The following is a 19,283-nucleotide window of genomic DNA, read 5'->3' on the forward strand; positions in this document are numbered from 1 at the left end:
CCATGGCCGAGGCGTTGCGTAAGGCCGGTTACGGGATCTGAACCTGTAGCCGGATCACCAGCGCGGCGCATGGCGGGCCGGGCTCGATAGGCCGACAATGGGGCAATGACGTCGACCCCAGGACTGAGCCCGGCCACCCGCGCACGGTTGGAACGCGAACTCGAACAGCTTCGGAAACAGCGTTCCGAATTGCTGCCCCGGCTCGGTGAGGACCCGCTCGGCGACAGCGCCGACCAGGCCGACCTGGTCGAACGCGCCGAGGTGGTCTCGCGGTTGGACCGCCGGATCAGCGAGGTCACCGACCTTTTGCACGGACAGACCTCGGCCGAGTCCGAAACCGGTCTGCCCTCCGGCACCAAGGTCACGCTCCGCTTCGACGACGGCAGCACCGAGGACATGATGGTGGTCGGTGTCGCCGCCGAGGCCGATGAGGACGACACCTCGACGTTGACGGCCGACAGTCCGCTCGGGCAAGCCCTGGTGGGCCACGAGGAAGGGGACACGGTCACCTACCGCACGCCCAGGGGCGAAACCACGGTGGAGATCGTGCGACTCACCCAGCCCGAGTGAGCGGCCTGCGCACTTACCCTCCACACCGGACTCGTCAGACATCAGACTCAGACAAGTCTCAGACAGGCGCCGGACAGACTCAGACAGGCTCAGACACAGTCGCGCGGGACGACGCTCTCCCAGTTCCGGGACATGATCCGCTTGGTGCCCTCGTAGGCGTCGAGTCTGGCGTGCAGTCGGAATTCCGTCCGCGTGCACGTCAGTTCCTGACGCGTCACCGTGGTGGCCTCCCAGTCGCCCCTGGCGAATCCCATGGTCCACTCCGTCACGCCGCTCACGGTCTCGAAGTCGTCGGCCACCCAGCCGTACCGCTCGTGCGCGGACCTGGTGACCTCGAGTTCGTGGTCCTCGAAGAAGAGGGTTCCGGAGTCCTTCAGGATGTCCAACGCCGACTCGTAGTCCACCAGATCACGGGAAACGGTCCAGCTATACCTGGCCGGACGCACCCGCCTCGTCTCCAGCGGCACAGCCCCTTCGGGCTCCCCGAAGTCGGGCACCGGTTCCTCGGCCTGGACGTCGCGGATCGGCAACGTCAACGCGCTCGACGCCGTCCGCACGGACAACCGCACCGGCTCGGGCGGCGGCCACGCCAACGGCCAGTACGACGACGACACCGACAACCGGATTCGGTGCCCTGCGGGAAAACGCTGCGCCATGGCATTGCAGTCCGCACTCACCCGATACCGTTCCCCGGGTGTCAGAGGTTGCGGATCCCCGTGCCCATCACGGTGGGTGAGATTGAACATCCCGTACGTCACGCGTGTGGCCCTGCCATCCGGCAGGACATCCGACAACCGCACCGCCACCATAGCCACCGGCCTGTCGGCGGCGACATCCAACGTCACCGTGGGTGCCCCAGGACCTCGACGTCATGCGGCAACGGTTCCGTCTCGAACACCAGCGAACCGCCGTCCTCCTCGCGCTGATCGTACGGCAGGTCGGGCGGCGCGTTGTACGACGCCCACTTGCCCGCGAACTGCCCCACCGACAACGGGGACTGCACGATCAGCTCCTCGGCCACGACGTCCTCATCCCGCCCGGCGATACGGTGGCGGGCCAAGGGAAGCTCGGCGTCCCGCACGTGCGGTGAGGGCCAGCTCGGCTCGCCCACCCAACGGCCGGGCCGCTGGTGGTAGGACGTCGACGGTGGCACGCTGTCCTGCATCCACGTGATCAGCATGGGCCCGTCGAGGACACCGTTGTCCGCCCCCTTGAGCCAGTGATCCCACCAACGCACCAACTCCTGCAGGTAGCCGATGGCAGGGCCGGGCTCACCGAGATGCGGATACTTGTGGGACCACGGGCCGATCAGGCCTTTGCGCGGCACGTCCAGGTTGCCCAGCAACCGCACCACCGCGTTCGAATACCCGTCGGCCCACCCGCTCGTGGCCAACACGGGGCACTGCACACCGGCGTAGTTCTCATTGACCGACGCGTGCGCCCAGTAACGATCGCGACGCTGATGCCGTAACCACGTGTCCACCCACGGCCCACTCGCTTCAACACGTTCGCGCCACATGTCGCGCCACCGCTCACCCACCAACGCGGGATCCGGCGGCAGAGTGCTGTAGGCGAACATCGTGCCGGACTCCGCGAGATTGTCCGACAACATGCAGCCGCCCATGTAGTGGAAGTCGTCGGAGTACCGATCGTCGGTGAACGACGAGATGGCGATGGCCCGCAGATTCGGCGGATTACGGGCGGCCACCTGCAACGCGGCGAACCCGCCCCACGAGATGCCGAACATGCCGAGATCACCCGTGCACCACGGCTGCTCCGCTAACCAGGCGAGCACGTCCTCGGCGTCCCGCTGCTCCTGCTCCAGATACTCGTCGGTGAGCACACCCTCCGACTCCCCGGTACCGCGAATGTCCACCCGCACACACGCGTAACCGTGCCCGGCCAGATACGGGTGGTGGATCGAATCCCGGATCGCCGTGAGATCCCGTTTTCGGTACGGGATGTACTCCAGCAGGCCGGGCACGGGCTCCCGGTCGGAATCCACCGGGCGCCAGATCTTCGCGGCCAACCGAGTACCGTCCGACACGGTGATCCAGACATGCTCGTCCACGGTGACCTCGTAGGGCAGCGAATCGATCTCGTGGAGCACTCCGTTCCCCTCCTAGGTGGCGTCGAACTCGAAGGGCAGGCCCTCGACACAACGCTCGTATTTGTCCACCAGCTCCTGCTCGCCCTGGGCCGCGACGAAGACATGGGCGAGCTCGTAGCTGTAGCTGTCCTGGCTCGGCAGCTCGGACAGACGTTGCCCCGCCTGCGCCACCACGTCGACCTCGATGCCGTCGATCCGGTTCTGCAGGCTTTCGATGTCCTCGGCACTCGGCGCCGAAGACACCAACGCATCGGAGAACCGGCGGTAGTAGCACTTCGCCGCGATGCCGTACGGCCCCTCGCCGGAGGGAAGCTCGGGATCGCGACCGAGTCCCAACTGCGCCATCGCATGGTGGTTGGGAAATCCGTCGACGGACTCGAACATCTCGGCGTGGGACTGCGAATGCCGTGGGTTGATCTCCAACAGGGCGATGTCGTCGGAGGAAGGATCGTAGAAGAACTCGATGGAGAACGTCGAGTTGTCCAGCCCCACCCGGCTGATCACGCGGCGCGAGACGTCCCGTAGCTTCCGCTGCACCTCCTCCGGTAGCTGCGACGGGTACTGGTGCCGGAGAAACGACGACCTCTCCGGGTAGTCGATCGAGTCGAGCACGCCGTACACCACGACGTCGCCGTTGTAGACGTATCCCTCGGTGGCGCACTGCATGCCGGACAGTGCCTCCTCCGCCAGACACGCCTGTCCGCCCACCTCACTGATCCGATCCGGCAGGTCGAGGCGGTCGAGAACGGCGTCGAACGCCTCGCCGATACGCCCGATGCCCTCGCGGATACGGCGCACGGCGTCGTCGAACTCGTTTTCGTCCCGCGCCAGGAACGCCAACTCCGACGAGTACGACTTCACCGGCTTCAACCACATCGGATATCGGAGCCCCTCGGGCGGGGATGGCGTGCCCTCGACCAGGTCGACGATGCCGAAATTCGGGTATTCGTCGATCGACTCCTGCTGCTCCAGCCGTGACCCAGTACTTGTGTTCGCATTTCACCACGGACTCCAGCGAAGGCCCGGGAAGGCCGTAGCGCTCACACAACAATGCACGCAGTGTGGAGAACGGAAAGTCCCAGTAGGACACGATCGCGTCGATCGATCCATCAAAGTCATCCAGTTGGGACACCGCGGTGTCGAACAGCTCACCGAAATCGACCTGGCCGAACTGGGCCTCGTCGACAGTGAGCAGTTGATGGAACCGGTAGTCGTCGGATCCGGGGACGGAACACAACGTGCGGACGTTTTCGTCGTCCAAAGCGAGCACGAAAATATTCTTCACACCAACGGGGGTTTCCTGACGCTGTGTCGAGTAAACGCTCGCCTCCAGTGACTCGTGTCCGCAGCCTGCGTCGTCGTGTCCGCAGCCTGCGCAGCCGTGTCCGCAGCCTGCGCAGCCGTGGCCCGACCCGTCCTACGGGCCGTCAAGCTCCGACGGTGCCGCCGACGCCTTCACGTAGGCGGTGGTGTGCCCGTTGCCTCGCGCGTGCTCATGGCCAGGTGGGCAGCACCGGTCGCGGCGACACCGGCTCGTCCGAACCAGGGCTGAGTCTCGTCTGGCACGGGGCCGTACCCGGTGGCGACGCGGACTGTGCCTTCCACCCGACCTTCCACTCGATACGCTGAGAATGTCCGATCGCCGTCTTCATGCCACGAACCCAAGCCACGACACTTTCGCGCGTATGGCCGCCTCCGCATGTGTCGCCGCGCTCGGCCTGCCCCGTACGGGAACTGTGGACACAGCTACGCAACCTGCGGACACGACGACGCCAAGTGCGGACACGGGGTCAGCGTTTGCCGGCGGTCGCGGCCTTTCTGAAGGCGCTTCGGGGTTCCTCGCGCGAACCGAAGTTCACCACGTCGTGGCCGAACGGCATACCGATGAGCCAGTCACCGAGCACCCGCACCGTGCGGTTCCACATCGGAATCTGTGTGGCGTAGTAGGCCCGCCGCAACGTCCATGCCAACGAACCGTTCACCTTGCGGCCCAGCACCTCGGCCACGGCCTTGTTCTTGCCGAGCGTGACGAACTCGCCGCGGTTTTTGTGGCGGAACGGCTTCACGGACTCCCCGCGCACCGTCGACAGCAGGTTGTCCCCGAGCCGGCGTGCCTGCCGTACCGCGTACTGCGCTGAGGGCGGGCAGGTGCCGCCGTTCTCCAGGTCGGGTACGGCCGCGCAGTCCCCCGCCGACCAGATGTTGGAGTACCCGTTGACGCGCAACGTGTCGTCGACGACGAGCCTGCCCCGTTCGTCCACGGGAAGGCCGAATTCGCCGAGGATGCTCTGCGGCCGGGTTCCCGCCACCCAGACGAGGGTGTCGGAGGCCAGTTTCGTGCCGTCGGACAGCTGCAACACGCCGTTCTCGGCCGACTCCAACAACGTTCCGGTGCGGATGTCGATACCGCGTGCGGCGAGTTCGGTAGTGGCGAGATCGGCGAGGTCGTCACTGACGGTGCCGAGGATGCGGTCCATCGCCTCGATGAGGATCCACCGCATCTCGGAGGCGTCGAGTTCGGGATAGCCCTCGAGCACGTCGACGGCCATGTCCTGGAGTTCGGCGATCGCTTCCACACCGGTGTAGCCGCCGCCGACGAACACGAACGTCAGCGCGCATCGGCGTAGTTCAGGGTCGGTGGTGGCGTCGGCGATCTCCAACTGACCCAGAACATGATCACGCAGGTACGCGGCCTCGGCGAGGGAGTTGAACCCGATACCGTTCTCGGCCAATCCGGGGATGGGCAACAGTTTCGACGTCGCGCCCATGCCGAGTACGAGTTCGTCGTACTCGAATTCCAGCGGGGGTCCCGCGGGAGGTTGGACGGTCGTCACCTGCCGTGCGGTATCGAGCTCGGTGAGGGCACCCGAGACGAATCGGGCCTTACGCAGCACCGCCCGCAGCGGCACCACCGCGTGCCTCGGTTCGAGTGTTCCGGAAGCCACTTCCGGTAACAGCGGTCGGTACACCATGAAGTTCTCGGGGTTCACCACTGTCACCTCGACTTCGCCGGGCCGCATGTTCTTTTGCAGCCGCAGCGCGGTGTAGAGGCCGACATAGCCGCCCCCGGCGATGAGAATGCGTTTCGGCACACGGACCTCCAAACGACCGTTTCAGCCCCGCGCTAGGAGTTGACGAGGTAAACGATCAGATAGGTGAGGAAGAAGCCGCTGACGATCACTACGGTCGCGATGATGGCCACCATCCAGGCCACGGACATCTTCCGTGTCTGCCGGGGTTCCCGGTGCGTGGTGGCGGATGTCTGCGCCGAGTCCGGGGGTGTGTCACCGGGGCTCACTCCACCACCTGGTTCCAGTCCCGGCGTGGTCCGCGGATCGGGGTCGGGACCCTGCGGGCTCATGATCGCCTCCTGTCCCCGGTTTTCGACGCGGCTGTCAACGAGACCGAGGGAATCGTCCTTCGGATAGCTCCCGGGTACCCAGCCGGGCGATCGTCAACCCGGTGTTTCACCCGAGTGGTTCAGGGGTACGTCCGCACGACGGCACGACGGTAAGGAGGGCCGCACATGCACCGGGAAAGTGACGCACACAGCCCCCGCGAGGACGACGCGCTGAAGGCCGAGTTGCAGGGCATGATGAAGAGCAATCGTCCGACTCGGGCCCAGGAGTGGCGCGACCCAGAGCCGCCTGCGGATGACGATTACACGGCCCCGCCGTTCGATGAACCGCTCAACGAGACGTCGGAGACACCGGAAGCATCGGGGTCGGCGGAGACGTCGGAGGAGCGCTGACGCCGCAAGGGCGCCGAGGATTCTCGCGGAAGAGACCAGCGAAGCCGCCGCACACGCCCGTTCGAGGTGGGCTGTGCGGCGGCGGTGTGTGAAAGCCCTATTCGCGACCGCGCACGATCGTGGGCTCCAGGTCGTCGTCGTCGAACGACGCGGCGGCTGCGGGTCGGGTGTGGTCCTGTGTCCCTGCTGACCCTGCTACCCCTACTGGCCCGGTTCCCCCCGCTGACCCGGCTGTCCCTGCGGGGATGATGTCGCCCGACTCGACGGTCACGGACTGGACGGGGTCGAGATCGATGTCGCGCATCGCTCGCTCCTCTCGCGCGGCAAGTGGATGATCTTGCTGGTATACCCGGCGGAGGAGACGAAAAACACATCGAGCCGCCGCCACGAAACGGTGAAAATCGATCCAGTTCCGGGTCAAGGCGGCGGCCCACGGCTCACACGTTTCGGTGCGCGGCGATATGCGGGCGCGTACCGGTGTGACTACACAGGACTCCCAGGACAGGACTCCCAGGACTCACAGGCCCACGTCGACGGGTGGTCGAGAGGTCACGGTCGGCGTACCGGTTCCGTGGCGGCGGCCCACTCGTGGTAGCGCCGGGCGAACTCGGCGTCGGCGCCGTGCCGACCGGAGAGGTGATGCAGGTCGTCGAGCGCGGGGTCGATCACGGCGGCGCCCGTGGCGAGACAGTTGCGCAGGGCCTTGAGGTCGGCGACGAGGTCCGCGGCCATCTCCGGCTGCTTCACCGACCTGGGAGCGTGGCCGGCGATGTTGTCCACGGTGATCGCGAGTGTCTTGGTCAGTCGTGCGGCGCTTCGGACAGCCGCGCGCAGGGCGTGCACGTCACCGCCGTGCCGGGCGAGAGCCGTGCATGCGCGCCGGAACCCTTCCTCAGCCCTTTCCACGACTTCCGAGAATGTCGCCGAGTCGGAGGAAAGGGGTGCCTCGGGCACGCGGTTGTCCAGAACAGTCACGACAGTGTCACCCACTTCTACTAAGCGTTTTCGGTTACCTAGCTGCCGATCTGCGTAAAATGTATATCGCCCAGTAGAGATTGGGTCAACCGGACACGCTAGTTAAACTATAGGAATGGTGTCGGACTACGTTGCTGGGAGCATGCCGCGATGAACCTGCGGAAGCTCGATGACGAGCACTATCCTGCCTTCAGCACCGGGCAGGCCGCCGAGCTACTCGGCGTGGAACAGCCGTTCCTGCGCAGCCTCGACAACGCGGGCGTCGTCACCCCGCAGCGGTCGAGTGGCGGCCATCGCCGTTACTCCCGCCACCAACTCAGTCTCGCGAGCCGGTTGCGGGAGTTGTTCGACGAAGGACACACGCTGGCCTCGGCGCAGCGCATCCTTCACCTGGAGACCGAGCTGGCCGAGGCGAAGGCCGAGATCGCCCGGCTCAAGGAACGCCTGGAGGAGAACGCGGACCGGGACGACCACCCGGAAGGACCAACCGGCGACAGCACGGAGTGAATGCCGCCCGCTCGCCTGGCATCGCCCTCCGCCGAGGGCGACCATCGAAGTCATGGTGCTGGACAACCGGTCAGCGTCGAATCCCATGTCGGGCGCCACACCGCGCCCCCGGCCGGGCGATCCCTCGGCCCCCGCGTCGGAAACCGCGCCGAGCACCCACGCGGCTCGCGTGGCGGAGCTGCGTGCGCAATTGGACGCTCAGCCGCCCGATACGCCCATCCGACTGGCCAAGCGGACCTCCAACCTGTTCCGGCCCAGAGCCCGCGCGACCTCGCCGGGCCTGGACGTCTCGTCGTTGATGCACGTGCTCGACGTCGACCCGGTGGCCCGCACCGCCGACGTGGAGGGCATGGTCACCTATGAACAGCTCGTCGACGCGACCCTGCCCCACGGCCTGATGCCGCTGGTGGTTCCGCAGTTGAAGACGATCACCGTGGGCGGGGCCGTGACCGGGCTCGGTATCGAGTCGTCGTCGTTTCGCAACGGCATGCCCCACGAGTCGGTGCTGGAGATGGACATCCTCACCGGCGACGGCGAGGTGGTGCTCGCACAACCGAACAACGAACACGCGGATCTGTTCTTCGGTTTCCCCAATTCCTACGGCACGCTCGGCTACGCGTTACGACTGCGCATCGAATTGGAGCCCGTGCGGCCCTATGTGCGACTGCGGCATATTCGACACAGTGATCCCCACGCCTATTTCGCCGAACTGGCGCAGCTCTGCGCCGAGGGAGCCGAGGGAGGCGTGGACTTCATCGACGGGACCGTCTTCGGCCCCGACGAGCTGTATCTGACGTCGGGCGAGTTCACCGGCGAAGCACCCGCCACGAGTGACTACACATGGCTGGACATCTACTACACCTCCATCCGGGAACGGGACATCGACTACCTGCACACCAGGGACTACCTGTGGCGCTGGGACACCGACTGGTTCTGGTGCTCCCGCGCGCTCGGGGTCCAGCACCGGCCGGTCCGGTTACTGCTCGGACCGAAACGACTGCGCTCGGACAAGTACTGGAAGGTCGTCGCGTTCGACCGCAGACACGGCGTGTCCAACCGTGTGAACCGCTTGTTGGGCAGGCCGCAGCGCGAAGCGGTGATCCAGGACGTGGAGGTCCCCGTCGATGCCGCGCCCGAATTCCTGGACTTCCTGCACCGCGAGGTCCCACTCAGTCCGGTGTGGATCTGTCCGGTACGGCAGCGGCACCTCGACCGGCAGTGGCCGCTGTACGAATTGGACCCGAAAACGTTGTATGTGAACTTCGGTTTCTGGGGAACACTACCCGTGTCGCCCGGCGGGGGGCGCGACACGCACAACCGGCTGGTCGAGAAGAAGGTGACCGAGCTCGGCGGGCGTAAATCGCTGTACTCGGAGGCCTTCTACGACGAACGGACCTTCTGGCGGCTGTACAACGGTGCGGCGTACGAGCGTCTCAAGCACCGTTACGACCCGCGGGGCAGGCTGCTGGATCTCTACAGCAAGTGCGTCGAAGCCGAGTAGCGCCCGCCACGAACGCTTTTTCGGAAGGGAATGGGTCAGATGAGCAGCTCGACATCCGACACCGTGCAGACACCGTCCGCCCCGCCAGAGACGGGCAACGGCCGGCACGGCACGGCGGAATCGTCGTCGGTGGCCGGTGTCTGCACCCCGCTCATCCGTTTCCTCGACTCCGAAGGCCCCGTGGCGATCACCGCCTACGACGGCAGCGTGGCGGGCAATCCGTCCGCGCCGCTGCGCATCGAGATCCGTTCCCCCGAAGCACTCGGTTACCTGCTCTCGGCGCCGGGTGAGCTCGGCCTCGCTCGCGCCTACGTCACCGGCAACCTCGACGTCGTGGGCGGTGTGTACGACGTGATACGGGCTCTGGTGGCCGTGGTGGAGCGGTTGAGCACCGCCGAGCGGCTGGCGGTCCTGCGTGAGCTCGGCCCGCGGCATCTGAGGCGGCTGCCGGTGCCTCCCGAGGAAGCGCCGAGCAGGCTGCGTCGGAGCCTGCTCGGACTACGGCACTCCAGAAACCGTGACAGCGTGGCGATCGCGCGGCACTACGACGTGTCCAATCGGTTCTACGAGCTGGTGTTGGGACCGTCGATGGCGTACACGTGCGCGTGTTATCCCACCGCGGAGGCCGATCTCGAACAGGCCGATCTCGAACAGGCGCAGCACCACAAGTTCGACCTCGTGTGCCGCAAGCTGAGCCTTCGGCCGGGAATGCGGCTGCTCGACGTCGGCTGCGGCTGGGGTGGCATGGTGGCGCACGCTGTCGAGCACTACGGCGTCCACGCCGTGGGTGTGACGTTGTCGCGGGAACAGGCCGAGTGGGCTCGGGAGAACCTGCGGCGGCGGGGCCTGTCCGACCGCGCCGAGATACGGCACGGCGATTACCGCAACGTCACCGAGACCGGCTTCGACGCGGTGTCCTCCATCGGTCTCACCGAGCATGTCGGCGCTCGTAACCTGCCGGGCTACTTCCGGTTCCTGTCGGCCCGGCTGCGGGATGGCGGCAGACTGCTCAACCACTGCATCACTCGTTCGACCACTCGGGAGAAGAACCGGCCGGGCCCGTTCATCGACCGCTACGTCTTCCCCGACGGCGAGCTGGAGGCCGTGGGCACCATCGTCGCCGCTATGCAGGACAACGGCTTCGAGGTGCGCCATTCGGAGAACCTGCGCGAGCACTACGCACGCACGCTGGCGGCGTGGTGCGCGAATCTGGAGGCGCACTGGCCCGAGGCCGTCGGTGAGGCCGGGGCTCGCCGCGCCCGGGTCTGGGCGCTGTACATGGCCGCTTCCCGCTTGGCGTTCGAACGCCGCAAGATCGAGTTGCACCAGGTCCTGGGCGTGAAGACCGCGGCGACCGGTGAGGCGTGGATGCCGTTGCGCCCGGACTGGGGCGTGTAGCCTCGGCCGCTTCCGTTCCCGCCCGGGAACTTCCCCGGTCACCACTTCCCCTCCTTGGCGTCTGCTGCTCCGAACGGACCAAGATCATTCCGCCCGGTGCCGTTCGGTGCTACTTTCGGTGCTCGATCGACTACTTGATCATGACAATCGAGCCGCCGTGGCCACCGAGGAGTGCTGCACATGACGCCGCGTGTGTCCTGGTTGGACCGTACGGGCGAGACGGTACGCAACCTGTTGACCGAGATGGCCGCCGATCCGCACGGCCAGTTCGAGTCGAGCGTCTACGAAACCGGACGTCTCGTCACCCTGGTCCCGTCGTTGCCGGGGCACGAGGACCGCGTGCACCACCTGCTGCGTGCGCAACGGGCGGACGGTCGATGGGGAGGCCCCGGGGACTACGACCTGGTCTCCACGCTGAGTGCCACCGAAGCGCTGCTCGCCGAGAGGAACCGGCCCACGTCCTCCCCCACCGTGGCCTCCGCCGCCGACCGTGGTGTCGAAGCGCTGTCCCGACGCCTGCGCGAGATCACGACACTGCCGGACACCGTGGCCGTCGAGATCATGGTTCCCGCCCTGGTGGCCGACATCAACGCGCACCTGGTCCGATTCGGCCGGACACCTCTGCCCGTGCCCGAGGGCACGCGGGCCGATCTCCTCGACGCCATCCGCGACGCCGTGGCCCAAGGCCACGCTCTGCCCGAGAAACTGCTGCACTCACTGGAGCTCTTCGGCGAACCCGTCCGCGGCGCCGCTTTCGTGGAACCCGTCGACGGCCGGATCATCGGCTGCTCCCCCGCCGCCACGGCCGCCTGGCTCGGCGACGACGCCGTGCGCGTGGGCGAGCACCCCGGGGTGGAATACCTGCTGTCGGTACGGCGTGACGACGGCGGTGTCCCTCTGGCCGCGCCGTTGTCGCTGTTCGAACGGGCGTGGATACTGTCCACACTGATCGATACGGGAATCCCGCTGACCGCGCCGCAGTCAGTGCTGGACGAGCTCACCCAGAGCCTGCACGACGCTTTGGGCGACGACGGGGCCGGCGGCGGCCTCGGCCTACCTCCCGACGTCGACGACACCGCCGCCGCGCTGCACGCGTTGGCGCTGCTGGGCAGCCCCCGCTCCCCCGACCCCCTGTGGCAGTTCGACCGGGGCGACCACTTCTTCTGCTACCCGGAGGAAAGAACGTCCTCGACGAGCGCGAACGCTCGCGTGGTGCGGGCGCTGGGCACCCTGCTGTCCGCGCCCGCCGACACGACGTCCCTCACCGATCCACAGCGGCAACGATGCACCGACAGCCTCGACACCGTGGTGCGCTGGCTGATCGACCGCCAGGAACCGGACGGCAGTTGGTCGGACAAATGGCACGCGTCGCCGTACTACGCCACCGTCTGCTGTGCCCTCGCGCTCGCCCGTCATGGCGGAGCGCAAGCCCGTCCCGCCGTCGCCCGAGCCGTGGACTGGGTGTTGACCACCGAACGCGACGGTGGGCTGTGGGGCCGCTGGTTCGGCACCCGGGAAGAGACCGCCTACGCCGTGCGACTACTGCTGAACACGGGTGACCCGGACAACGATCTCGTCGCGCGTGCCGCCGCGCGCGGTGCGGCGGCCCTGGCCCACCGGGCGTCGGACGAGACTCCGCACCCGCCGCTGTGGCACGACAAGGACATCTACACGCCGACCCGTATCGTGCGCACCGAGATCTTCGCCGCCCTGTACGCCGCGTACACCGATCCGCGTACGGCACCGTTGCTGGCCGAGGCCACGGCCACCACGAACACCACGGCGGGGGCCTGATGAACCGCACCGAGTTACGGATGGCGCTGCGCACGCTGCCGTTCCTCGATGCACATCGCACCGATCCCCGGCGCCACGTGGAGCTGGTGTCCGACCCACCGAAACTGCTCGTGTGGCACCCGGAGGTCATCGAGTGGTTGTTCCGCTCGGACTCCGAACTGGACCACCCCGGCAGCCGCAGCCTCAGGCCGCTGTTCGGCACGCACTCGCTGCTGTGGGTGGACGGTCCCCGCCACACCGCCTATCGCAAGCTGCTCGGCCCGCCGTTGCGTGGCCGCCGCCTGTCGTCCTACGAAGGACTGATCGCCGACACCGTGCACGAGGCGGTGGAGACGTTACGGCCGGGGCGGACCGTGGCGCTCGCCGACTGGACGCGGTGGCTGGCGTTGCGCGTCATCGCACGCCTGGTGCTGGGCGAGCTCGATCACCGCACCGAACCGATCCTCGACGACTTCACCGCCTGGATCGACGACGCGCTCGGTTCTCGACGCCGCACATTGGTCCACCGATTCCTGCGCGGCGGACTCCCCCGGTCCGAGGCCGGATTGGACTCGGCGCTGGTGTCCTGGGCCAGAAAGAACCGGCGGTCGGACCCACCGACACTGTCGTCGTTGTTGCTGCAAGCGGAGGGCCCGCTAGCAGAGCTGACCGACGGCGATCTGCGCGACCAGATCGTGTCGTTGTTGTTCGCGGGCCACGAGACCACGGCGTCGGCGGCGGCGTGGACGCTGTACTGGCTCGACCGCGACGAGGCACTGCGTCGGGACGTGCTCGACGAGCTGGATTCCACCAGCGACGACGCTCCACCGGCCTCCGCCGTGCCACTGCTGAACGCCGTGATCTCGGAAGCACTGCGGCTGGCGCCGCCGGTGACCGTGGCGGAGAACCGCAGACTGCGTGCCAAGGCCCGACTGCTGGGCCGGACGCTACCCGCGGGCACCACCGTGACCACCAGCATCTACCTGGCGCACCGCCAGGCGGACGTGTTCACCGACCCGCTGCGGTTCGACCCGCACCGATTCCTCGGCCGCAAGTACGGGCCCGCGCACTATCTGCCGTTCGGTGGCGGCAGCAGACGGTGTCTGGGCAGCCAACTCGCGATGCTGGAACTACGCATGATCACCGCAGCGGTACTGAGACGCCGCGAGTGGCGGTGTGTGAACCCCCGTGCCGGGACGTTGCAGCTTCGGGGCCACGCGATGGCGCCGTCGTCACGGCTGCGCATGCGGGTGACGGCATGTCGCGACTGACGGTCCGGGAGCTCGTCGCCGTACATCGGTTGGAATTCCCGTTCTGGGTCAACACCGTGTGCCAGGCGTTGTGGGGCGCGTGTTTCGCTGTGGCCACGCCCGCCGACCTGGCGGCCTGGCCGGTCCTGTTGGCCATCGTCGCGAACGTCGTGCTCATGGAGGCGGGGCTGGTCCTGAACACCGTCGCCGACCTCGACAGCGACGCCCGGCACCCCGAACGTGGACGGTTGACCGGCGCGGCACAGCGTTTGGGCAGGCGAGGCGGTCTACGGCTGGCCACGGCCGAATTCGTCCTCGGAGGCTCGCTCGCGATCGCCGTCTCACTGTGGACGGGGCACTGGCTCGTGGCCGCGGCGGCCGTGGGCACCGTCGTGGCCCACGTGCTCTACAACGTCGAGCCGATGCGGTGGAAGTCGCGTGGTCTGCCCGGCGCGGCGGTGTTCGCGTGCGGTGTCATCGCGCTGCCGTTCGTCACTTCCTACGCGGCCGTGCGTGCCGACCTCCCGCCGGAGGTCGTGTTGACGTCGGCGGGTCTGACCCTGTTGGCCGCGGGCCGCGTGGTGTGGTGGTCGGTTCCCGACCGCGACGCGGACGCGGCGGCGGGTCAACGCACGACGAGCGTCCGCCACGGTGCCGTGCGCGCGCTCCTGCTGACGTGCCTGCTGCTGTGCACCGGGTTGGCCGCGCTGGTGTGGGGCCTGTGGTGGTACGGCGGCGCGGTGGCGGCTTTGGTGGGAGCGGGCGGGCACGTGGTGTTCACCGGAACGGTGGTGGCCCTGCTGCGGCGGGTGCCGGCGAAACGGTCGGTGAGCTCCATCCGGCTGCGGAGAACGGTCATGCCCGTGGTGCTCGTGGCCGACGTCGCTCTCGTCGGGGTGGGGCTGCTGGCGGGCTGAGCGTGGCCGTCCGGGTTTTCAGTTCTTCCGCGCCAGGCCCGTGTACATGCGCACCTCGCTCGGGTTGCGCAGCACCTCGTCGTCGGGTTCGGGATGCCACAGCGGCACCGGCACCACGCCGGGGGCGACGAGGTCGAGGCCGTCGAACAGTTTCCCCACCTGTTCCCGGGACCGCAGGTTCACGGCGGGGAACCGGCCGAACCGCAGTCCCTCGAAGATTTGGAAACCCTCCAGCACCTGGTCGTCCTCACCGAAGTGTGAGATCGCCAGATAGCTGCCCGACGGCATGGCGTCCACGTACGACGCCACGAGTCCGGCGGGGTCAGCCTCGTCCGGCACGTGCAGCAGCAACTCGGTCATCAGCACCGCGAAGGGCCGCGAGGGATCGAACACCGCGCGCACCTCGGGGTGGCCGAGTACACCGTCGACGTCGCGGCAATCCGCCACCACGAACGCCGTGTTGTCGGCGTCCGCCACCAGTTCCTTGCTGTCGGCCTCGAGTGAGGCGTCGAAGTCCACGTATGCGACCCGGCACTCCGGGTCGAGTGCCTGCACGACGTGGTGCACGTAGTCGCATTCGGGCAACCCCGAACCGAGGTCGAGGAACTGGGTGATGCCGGAAGCGAAGAGGTGGCGGACCTGGCGCCGGACGAGCGACCGTTGCGCTCGCACGAGATACGGGATGTGCGGCCCGCACAACTCGATGCGTTGAGCCATCTCCCGGTCGTCGTCGTTGTGCCGACTGCCGTTCAGCCAGAAGTTCCTGATCCGGGCGATGTTGGGCAGGACGGAGCTGTCCGGGCTGTCCGAGCCCGGGGTTTGGTGGGGCACCGCCACGTTCGAGCACGCCTCCTCAAGACGTCCACCGGCGTCGCTGCGCCGACGTTGTGTCCCCCGAACGAACACCGACGATCCTACTGGCCGGAAACTTCTCACGTAATCGGCCGAACGCGCTGTGTCACAATCACCACATCGCCCTCCTTCCCTGGCAGGGCGATGAAAACCGGGCCACCGACCGGACATCCGCGTCACCTCGCGTCACCCCGCGTCCGTCCACAATGACTCTCAGTGATCTGAGCCACTTTCCGCCGTGGCGGCCTCGACGGGTCCGCGATGTGGGACAACTACGATGACGCCCGTGAAGCACCTGCACGCGGGCAAGGTCCGCGACCTGTACTCCGACGGGGACGACCTGCTGCTGGTCGCCTCGGATCGCGTGTCGGTCTACGACGTGCCGTTGCCCACGCCCATTCCCGACAAGGGCGCGTTGTTGACCCAGCTGTCCGTGTGGTGGTTCGACCGGTTCCGCGATGTCGTACCCAACCACCTGATCTCAGCCACCGACGTACCAGCCGAGTTCGCGGGTCGAGCCATCCGCTGCCGCCCTCTCACCATGATCAAGGTGGAATGTGTGGCCCGCGGCTACCTCACCGGCTCGGCGCTGCGGGAGTACCAGCGGTCGTCCACCGTGTGCGGCGTGCCGCTGCCCCCCGGTCTGGTGGACGGCAGCAAGCTCCCCGAACCGATCTTCACGCCCACCACGAAGGCGGACACCGGCCACGACCTGCCCATGACGTTCGACAACGTCGTCGCCCAGGAAGGCCGGGAAACCGCCGAACGGCTACGCGAGTTGACCCTGCGCATCTACCGCGAGGGCGCCGAGTACGCCGCCGAACGCGGCATCCTCGTCGCCGACACAAAACTCGAGTTCGGCTGGGACGCCGACGGCGAACTCACCCTCGGCGACGAAGCGCTGACATCCGACTCCTCCCGCTTCTGGCCCGCCGACCGGTGGGAGCCCGGCCGCCCGCAGTACTCCTTCGACAAGCAGTACGTCCGCGACTGGGCTGTTTCCACGGGCTGGGACAAAACCCCTCCCGGACCCGCCGTGCCACCCGACGTCGTGGAGGCCACGCGGCAGCGCTACATCGACGTCTACGAGCGGCTCACCGGCCGCACGTGGAAATCCCCTACGCCCTGACGCCCGCCCTGACGCCGTTTCGTTCCAGCCCTATTCCAGGCGCCGATGTCGGGGCGGGGCCTCGTCGTTCCACTGAGTGACGTGCAGACACGCCCCGGCGGCGAGGAGCACGGCTCCGAAGAAGATCAGGCCGAAGTTGAGCGTCACCGCCCCGAGCACGATGAGCGCAAGGGCCACGATGTCGATGCTGTACCGCAGCAGTCGCGACCGGGCCCAGCCGCACGGCCGCCCGACCTGGCCGAGGGCCTTGGCCAGCTGCGGATCATCACGTTCGAACCGTTCCTGGATCCGTTCCAGCTCGCGCTGTTCGTGGTGGCTCAGCATGGCATGCTCCCGGACAAGCTCAATCGTCGTTTCCTAGTGAGCCGGCCGCGTGCAGGAGCTGTTTGCTCCCGTCGTAGCCGAGTTGCAGCAGGTCCGATGCCGCGACGGCAGTGAGTACGGTGTTCGCCAGTCGCGTCATCCTCGGCGCAAAGACAAGGCCGGCCGTCAAAGCCGTGGCCACCCACACCGACAGGCAGAACGGGCACGTGATCAGTTCACCGACGGCGTGTCGCGCCCCATGGCCGCGCACCGACTCGTTGAGTTCGGCCTCGCCCGCGGGCTTCGAATACTCGGTGAACGGTGCCCGCAGCGGGCTGGTGACCGAATCCTTCGCCAACAGACGGCTGGCCTTGTGCGTCGCCACGCACAGCAGCACCATGTCGTTCGCGGCAAGCCGTTCGGGCAGCCGCACTCCCCGCGCCCGCCCGACGACCGTCATCGTGCCCACGGCAGCGGCGAACGTCGCCATGGCCCCGAGATACCCACCCAACGGGCGGGGCTCGGAACCCGAGTAACGACTGCGCACTTGCCGTGCCGCGTTCATGACCGCGCCCATGCCGATGGGCTACCCCCTTCCGAAAGTGACAAACAGTCACCGCAGCCATGCCCCGGCATACCCGACATCACCGGAAAGTGGGTTGTCGCCGCGGCCGTCGTCACGCACCCGGCAAAGCTGGTTTCGCTCCGCTGAACAGTGGCTATCCGGGCCTGGAAATCAGTGGCGTCGCTGGAGGGATCATGTCCGAGCCGGCCGTGCGGTTCACCTCCGGGATGCTCCGCCGTGCGGCCATCATCTCGGCGCAGTTCCTCATCCTGTTTGCGGCGCTCTGGGTGTTACGCAACATCAGCAAACACCTGAGCTACGTCCTCATCCCCCTGGCCGTGGCGTTACTGTTCACCGCCGTCCTGGAGCCCATGGTCAGCTGGCTCGTCCGGCACCGCTGGCCACGTCCCCTCGCCGTCGTCGCGGCACTCCTCTTCGGATTCGTCATCGTCGGCGGGCTCGTGACCTTCGTGGTGTTCTCCATCATCGATTCCTACGACGAGCTACGCCGAAGAGTGCTGGAAAGCATCGAACAACTCCGCTCGTGGTTGAGCGAGAGTCCGTTCCCCATCAGCGGCGAACTGCTCGGCCGGATTCAGAACTGGATCAGCGGCAACCAGGGCACCCTCATCAGCCAGACGATCACCGCGTTCAGCACGGTCGGGTCGTTCCTCGTGGGCCTGGTGATCGCGCTGGTGCTGTTCATCATGTTCCTCCAGGCGGGACCACGGTTGTGGTCGGCGTTCCTGCTGCCGTGGCGGCCGAGCACCCGCGAACTCGTCGACGACGTGGGCCGCCGGGCCTACCACGGCGTAGTGGTGTACGTCCGGGTGACGGCGCTCGTAGCACTCATCGACGCCATCGGAATCGGCATCGGCCTGGCGGTCGTGGGCGTTCCCCTCGCCGTGCCCCTGACGGCGTTGGTGTTCATCGGCGGCTTCATCCCGTACATCGGCGCGGTGGTGTCGGGCTTCCTCGCCGTGGCGATCACACTCGTGAGCAACGGGTTCGTCCCCGCGCTCATCATCCTCGGAGTGGTGCTGTTGGTGCAGCAGCTCGAAGGGCAGGTGCTGCACCCCATCCTGCAAGGGAACTTCACCAGCCTCCATCCCGCCGTGGTCCTGGTGGCGCTGGTCATCGGCGGCGCGGAAGGCGGCATCGCCGGCGTCCTGTTCGCCGTGCCCCTCCTGGCGGCGATACGCGGAGCCGTCCTGGCCGCCGCCGAACACCATGCGAAGCAAGAGAAACGCACCAAGGCCGACACCGACACCCAGGCCGGCCCCGAAACCTCCGAGTGAGTGCTTCCACCGATTCGCCTCTCGTCGGGACAAGCGTGCGCTACCCTCCGCTAGCGGCACGTGTTCCGGAAGAGAAGGCATGACTGGCAGCGGTAGCACGAACTGGCTCGACGACGTCACGTTCTGGGTCAACGGGTTAGCGTCTCGAACCCACACACGAGGTGGAGCATCCGCCGGTGGCGGTGGTGGTGGAGGCGCTCCCAGTGGGGCGCAGGGCTTCTCCCTCACGCGGGAGGAAGCCGGACGTGCCCTACAGGAATTCCGGGAGATCCGGAATGAGTTGATGCGGATGGAGCGTGACGCACTCGAACTGACCCGACTGCGTCCGCCCGCTTAAGGATCCGGCCAGCGTACAACTGAACGAGGCGATCGTGGGCGGTTCGA

General features: G+C 67.3%; 18 protein-coding genes and 2 pseudogenes. 11 read left to right on the top strand and 9 right to left on the bottom strand.

Annotated features, from left to right (window positions below; translation table 11 throughout):
* Positions 1 to 105 precede the first annotated feature (105 nt).
* Positions 106 to 570 (top strand): GreA/GreB family elongation factor, encoded by a 465-nt coding sequence (locus M7H19_RS18205; RefSeq protein WP_298183268.1) that lies wholly within the window; start codon positions 106 to 108, stop codon positions 568 to 570.
* Positions 571 to 659: 89 nt separating this feature from the next.
* Here M7H19_RS18205 and M7H19_RS18210 read toward each other — a convergent pair.
* The 4 genes and pseudogenes from M7H19_RS18210 to M7H19_RS18225 all read right to left on the bottom strand — a co-directional run bounded on the left by M7H19_RS18210 (position 660) and on the right by M7H19_RS18225 (position 6,041).
* Positions 660 to 2,680: pseudogene (locus M7H19_RS18210) on the bottom strand (CocE/NonD family hydrolase).
* Positions 2,681 to 2,692: 12 nt separating this feature from the next.
* A pseudogene (locus M7H19_RS18215) lies at positions 2,693 to 3,965 on the bottom strand (ATP-grasp domain-containing protein).
* 505 nt (positions 3,966 to 4,470) lie between these two features.
* Positions 4,471 to 5,772, bottom strand: coding sequence for an NAD(P)/FAD-dependent oxidoreductase (locus M7H19_RS18220; protein WP_298183270.1), 1,302 nt, complete (start codon positions 5,770 to 5,772; stop codon positions 4,471 to 4,473).
* Positions 5,773 to 5,804: 32 nt separating this feature from the next.
* A complete protein-coding gene (locus tag M7H19_RS18225; RefSeq protein WP_298183272.1) occupies positions 5,805 to 6,041 on the bottom strand; it encodes a DUF6480 family protein in 237 nt (78 codons plus the stop codon).
* A gap of 165 nt (positions 6,042 to 6,206) precedes the next feature.
* Here M7H19_RS18225 and M7H19_RS18230 point away from each other — a divergent pair, with 165 nt between their 5' ends.
* The gene (locus M7H19_RS18230) at positions 6,207 to 6,431 is read left to right on the top strand and encodes a hypothetical protein (RefSeq protein WP_298183276.1); all 225 of its coding nucleotides are present in this window, start codon (positions 6,207 to 6,209) and stop codon (positions 6,429 to 6,431) included.
* Positions 6,432 to 6,528: 97 nt separating this feature from the next.
* On the opposite strand, the gene M7H19_RS18235 is transcribed toward M7H19_RS18230, so the two are convergent.
* Positions 6,529 to 6,735: a hypothetical protein gene (locus M7H19_RS18235; protein ID WP_298183279.1), complete on the bottom strand. Its 207-nt coding sequence runs from the start codon at positions 6,733 to 6,735 to the stop codon at positions 6,529 to 6,531.
* A 245-nt stretch (positions 6,736 to 6,980) separates the two neighbouring features.
* Positions 6,981 to 7,406, bottom strand: coding sequence for a hypothetical protein (locus M7H19_RS18240; protein WP_298183282.1), 426 nt, complete (start codon positions 7,404 to 7,406; stop codon positions 6,981 to 6,983).
* Positions 7,407 to 7,556: 150 nt separating this feature from the next.
* Here M7H19_RS18240 and M7H19_RS18245 point away from each other — a divergent pair, with 150 nt between their 5' ends.
* The 6 genes from M7H19_RS18245 to M7H19_RS18270 all read left to right on the top strand — a co-directional run bounded on the left by M7H19_RS18245 (position 7,557) and on the right by M7H19_RS18270 (position 14,752).
* The gene (locus tag M7H19_RS18245) at positions 7,557 to 7,913 is read left to right on the top strand and encodes a MerR family transcriptional regulator (protein WP_298183283.1); all 357 of its coding nucleotides are present in this window, start codon (positions 7,557 to 7,559) and stop codon (positions 7,911 to 7,913) included.
* Positions 7,914 to 7,965: 52 nt separating this feature from the next.
* Entirely contained in the window at positions 7,966 to 9,414 is a 1,449-nt protein-coding gene (locus M7H19_RS18250; RefSeq protein ID WP_298183285.1) for an FAD-binding oxidoreductase, read from the top strand.
* Positions 9,415 to 9,453: 39 nt separating this feature from the next.
* A complete protein-coding gene (locus tag M7H19_RS18255) occupies positions 9,454 to 10,812 on the top strand; it encodes a cyclopropane-fatty-acyl-phospholipid synthase family protein (protein WP_298183287.1) in 1,359 nt (452 codons plus the stop codon).
* Positions 10,813 to 10,992: 180 nt separating this feature from the next.
* Positions 10,993 to 12,606, top strand: coding sequence for a prenyltransferase/squalene oxidase repeat-containing protein (locus tag M7H19_RS18260; protein WP_298183289.1), 1,614 nt, complete (start codon positions 10,993 to 10,995; stop codon positions 12,604 to 12,606).
* Positions 12,606 to 13,856 (top strand): cytochrome P450, encoded by a 1,251-nt coding sequence (locus M7H19_RS18265; RefSeq protein WP_298183291.1) that lies wholly within the window; start codon positions 12,606 to 12,608, stop codon positions 13,854 to 13,856. The genes M7H19_RS18260 and M7H19_RS18265 overlap by 1 nt, the downstream gene beginning before the upstream one ends.
* On the top strand, positions 13,844 to 14,752 hold the full coding sequence (locus tag M7H19_RS18270) for a UbiA family prenyltransferase (protein WP_298183293.1): 909 nt from the start codon (positions 13,844 to 13,846) through the stop codon (positions 14,750 to 14,752). Before M7H19_RS18265 ends, M7H19_RS18270 begins: the two co-directional genes overlap by 13 nt.
* 18 nt (positions 14,753 to 14,770) lie before the next feature.
* Here M7H19_RS18270 and M7H19_RS18275 read toward each other — a convergent pair whose 3' ends face one another.
* A complete protein-coding gene (locus M7H19_RS18275) occupies positions 14,771 to 15,589 on the bottom strand; it encodes an SAM-dependent methyltransferase (protein WP_298183296.1) in 819 nt (272 codons plus the stop codon).
* Positions 15,590 to 15,881: 292 nt separating this feature from the next.
* Here M7H19_RS18275 and M7H19_RS18280 point away from each other — a divergent pair, with 292 nt between their 5' ends.
* On the top strand, positions 15,882 to 16,733 hold the full coding sequence (locus tag M7H19_RS18280; protein WP_298183298.1) for a phosphoribosylaminoimidazolesuccinocarboxamide synthase: 852 nt from the start codon (positions 15,882 to 15,884) through the stop codon (positions 16,731 to 16,733).
* 30 nt (positions 16,734 to 16,763) lie between these two features.
* Here M7H19_RS18280 and M7H19_RS18285 read toward each other — a convergent pair whose 3' ends face one another.
* Both M7H19_RS18285 and M7H19_RS18290 read right to left on the bottom strand, forming a co-directional pair.
* Entirely contained in the window at positions 16,764 to 17,057 is a 294-nt protein-coding gene (locus tag M7H19_RS18285; RefSeq protein WP_298183300.1) for a DUF3040 domain-containing protein, read from the bottom strand.
* Between the two features lie 19 nt (positions 17,058 to 17,076).
* Positions 17,077 to 17,613 (bottom strand): DUF1360 domain-containing protein, encoded by a 537-nt coding sequence (locus tag M7H19_RS18290; protein ID WP_298183302.1) that lies wholly within the window; start codon positions 17,611 to 17,613, stop codon positions 17,077 to 17,079.
* Between the two features lie 182 nt (positions 17,614 to 17,795).
* On the opposite strand from M7H19_RS18290, the gene M7H19_RS18295 reads away from it, so the two are divergent.
* Together M7H19_RS18295 and M7H19_RS18300 are read left to right on the top strand one after the other, a co-directional pair.
* On the top strand, positions 17,796 to 18,899 hold the full coding sequence (locus M7H19_RS18295; protein ID WP_298183304.1) for an AI-2E family transporter: 1,104 nt from the start codon (positions 17,796 to 17,798) through the stop codon (positions 18,897 to 18,899).
* Positions 18,900 to 18,978: 79 nt separating this feature from the next.
* Positions 18,979 to 19,236 (top strand): hypothetical protein, encoded by a 258-nt coding sequence (locus M7H19_RS18300; RefSeq protein WP_298183307.1) that lies wholly within the window; start codon positions 18,979 to 18,981, stop codon positions 19,234 to 19,236.
* Positions 19,237 to 19,283: the final 47 nt, after the last annotated feature.

The organism is Saccharomonospora sp. (genome assembly GCF_027317685.1).
Classification (GTDB): Bacteria; Actinomycetota; Actinomycetes; order Mycobacteriales; family Pseudonocardiaceae; genus Saccharomonospora.